Annotated in this window: 3 protein-coding genes; all 3 read right to left on the bottom strand. The window is 68.0% G+C overall.

The window, feature by feature from the left end:
- Positions 1-33: 33 nt before the first annotated feature.
- Entirely contained in the window at positions 34-2217 is a 2184-nt protein-coding gene (locus LRH25_RS32435; protein WP_231013275.1) for a chemotaxis protein CheA, read from the bottom strand.
- Between the two features lie 28 nt (positions 2218-2245).
- Positions 2246-2551: an STAS domain-containing protein gene (locus LRH25_RS32430; RefSeq protein ID WP_231013273.1), complete on the bottom strand. Its 306-nt coding sequence runs from the start codon at positions 2549-2551 to the stop codon at positions 2246-2248.
- Positions 2548-2706, bottom strand: a 159-nt coding sequence (locus LRH25_RS32425; protein ID WP_510591037.1) for a response regulator, incomplete at its 5' end; no start/stop codon positions are given. The genes LRH25_RS32430 and LRH25_RS32425, both read right to left, overlap by 4 nt.

The following is a 2706-nucleotide window of genomic DNA, read 5'->3' as shown; positions in this document are numbered from 1 at the left end:
GAATTGAAGAGGTATTTGAATCAGGCAGTTGAATCAGGCCGTTGCTTCGCTGGCGACCATGCCCGAATGCTGGCCGGCCTGCTGCATCAGCTCGGGCACGTCCAGGATCAGCGCAACGTCGCCGCTGCCCAGGATGGACGAGCCGCTGATGCCCTGCACCTGCGCGAACATGCGCGAGAGCGGCTTGATCACGGTCTGGGCTTCGCCCATCAGCGCGTCCACCACCAGGCCGAACTTCTGGCCGGCATGCTTGACGACGACGATGTTCTGCCGCGCCGACGGCTCGCCCGGCACGTCGAACAGCGTGCGCAGCCGGATGAAGGGCAGCACCTGGCCGCGCAGGTCGGTGTAGTTGTGGCCGGGCTCGGCGCTGAATTCGATGCACTCGTCGACCATGTCCAGCGGCACCACGAAGACCGACTTGCCCACCCCGACCTGGAAGCCGTTGATGATGGCCAGCGTCAGCGGCAGGCGAACGGTCACGGTGGTGCCCTGGCCAGGCAGGCTGTGGATGGCCACGCTGCCGCGCAGCGCGGTGATGTTGCGCTTGACCACGTCCATGCCGACGCCTCGGCCCGACAGGTTGGTGATCGCCTCGGCGGTCGAGAAGCCGGGCTCGAAGATCAGGTTGTAGATCTCGGCGTCGCTCATGGTCTTGCCGGCTTCCACCAGGCCGCGCTCGATGGCCTTGGCCAGGATGCGGTCGCGGTTCAGGCCGCCCCCGTCGTCGCTGACCTGGATCACGATGCTGCCGGACTCGTGGTACGCGTTCAGCGCCACCGTGCCCTGCGCCGGCTTGCCGCGCTGCGCGCGCAGCTCGGGGCCGTCGATGCCGTGGTCCATCGCGTTGCGCACCAAATGCATCAGCGGGTCGCCGATCTTCTCGACGACGGTCTTGTCCAGCTCGGTGTCTTCGCCCGACACGCTCAGCTCGATGTCCTTGCCCAGCTCGCGGGCCACGTCGTGCACCACGCGCTTGAACTTGCCGAAGGTGGCGCCGATCTTGACCATGCGCAGCTGCAGCGCGCTGTCGCGCACTTCCTCCACCAGGTCCGACAGCGTGGAGTTGCATTCCTGCAGCTCGACGTTGCGGGTGCGCCTGGCGATGAGGTTGGCGCCTGCGGTGGCGATCACCAGTTCGCCCACCAGGTTGATCAGCCGGTCGAGCTTGTCGGCATCGACCCGCACCGACTGGCTTTCCTGGGCCTTGTTGTCCTTGACCTGCTTTTGCTTGGCCAGTGCGGCCTCGACGACCTGCGGCGCGACCTTGCCCTGTCCGGCCAGGATGCTGCCCAGCAGCTGCGGCGAGTCGCCCTGGCGCTGGGCGCTCAGTGCGTTGTCCAGCTCGTGCGCGGTGACGCTGCCGCAGCGCACCAGGATCTCGCCCAGCCGGCTGGGTTCTTCCGGCAGCTTGCCGATCAGCTCGATGTATTCGGCCACGCGGCTGTGCGGCGCGAGGATGCGCAGCTGGCAGTCGTCGATGACAAACTCGAAGGCGCCTTCGATGGTGGCCTTGTCGCAGTCGCTCTTGAAGGCGATCTCGAAGCCCAGCGAGCAGCTTTCGGGGTCGATGGCGTCCAGCGCGGGCACGGCGTCGTGCAGCGTGACGATGTGTTCGATGCTGCCCAGCGTGGCCAGGTAGCGGATGAAGGACAGCGGGTCCATGCCGTTCTTCAGCACGTCCGGGCCGAAGCGCAGCGAGATGTGCCAGTGCTCGGCGCCCTGGCCGGGGGCGGCCAGGCGGGCAAAGCCGTCGTCGGTGGCGGCCGGCGCGGCCACCAGGGGGGTAACCAGGGCGGGGGCCGGCGCAGCGGCGCCGGCGCCGCTGCCCATCTGGGCATGCAGCCGGGCCAGCAGCGCGGCGCCGGCCTGTTGCTCGTCGGCGCTCAGCGGGCGCTGGCCGGCGTCCACCGCGTCCAGCAGGGTGCCGATGTGGTCGCCGCAGGCCAGCAGCAGCTGGATCAGCGGGTCGCTGAGTTTCACGCTGCCGTCGCGCACATGGTCCAACAGGCTCTCAGCCACGTGGGTGAAGGCCACCACGCTGTCCAGGCCGAACAGGCCGGCCGAGCCTTTGATGGTGTGGGCCGCGCGGAAGATCGCGCCGATGCTTTCGCCGGGATCTTCCTCGTCGGCCACGCGCAGCAGCGCGGCCTCCATGTCTTCGAGCAGTTCACGGCCTTCCACGAGGAAGGTCTGCAGGGCCTGGTCCATGTTCATTTTGGTTCTCCGCCAGTAGGGGTGCCGCTCAGTGCGCGGCAGCAGGCATCACCAGCGGGTCACCGAAGTGCGCCGCCAGGTCCAGGATCTCGAACACTTCCAGCACCGCCGGGCTGTGGCCGACCAGGCGCAGGCTGCGCTGCGTGGCCTGGGCGCTTTTCTTCGCGGCCATCAGCAGCTGCACGCCGGCGCTGTCCATTTCGGTCACGCCTGCGAGGTTGATCTCCAGCGCCGCGGCCGAGGCTTGCGCGGCCTTGAGTTCTTCGCACAGCTCGGCTGCGCGGTAGATCGTCAGCTCGCCTTCGATGGCCAGCACGGCTTGCGTACCGCTCATGGCAGCACCAGCTTTTGCACCACGCTCAGCAGCTGCGGCGGGTTGAAGGGCTTGAGGACCCAGGCCTTGGCGCCCGCGGCCTGGCCTTCGGCCTTCTTGCCGCCGGCCGATTCGGTGGTCAGCATCACGATGGGCGTGAACTTGTAGGCCGGCAG

It is taken from the genome of Ideonella azotifigens (genome assembly GCF_021043325.1).
Taxonomy (GTDB): domain Bacteria; phylum Pseudomonadota; class Gammaproteobacteria; order Burkholderiales; family Burkholderiaceae_C; genus Ideonella; species Ideonella azotifigens.
Note: the sequence above shows the minus strand (reverse complement) of the source record. Positions and strands in the feature narration are given on the sequence as shown.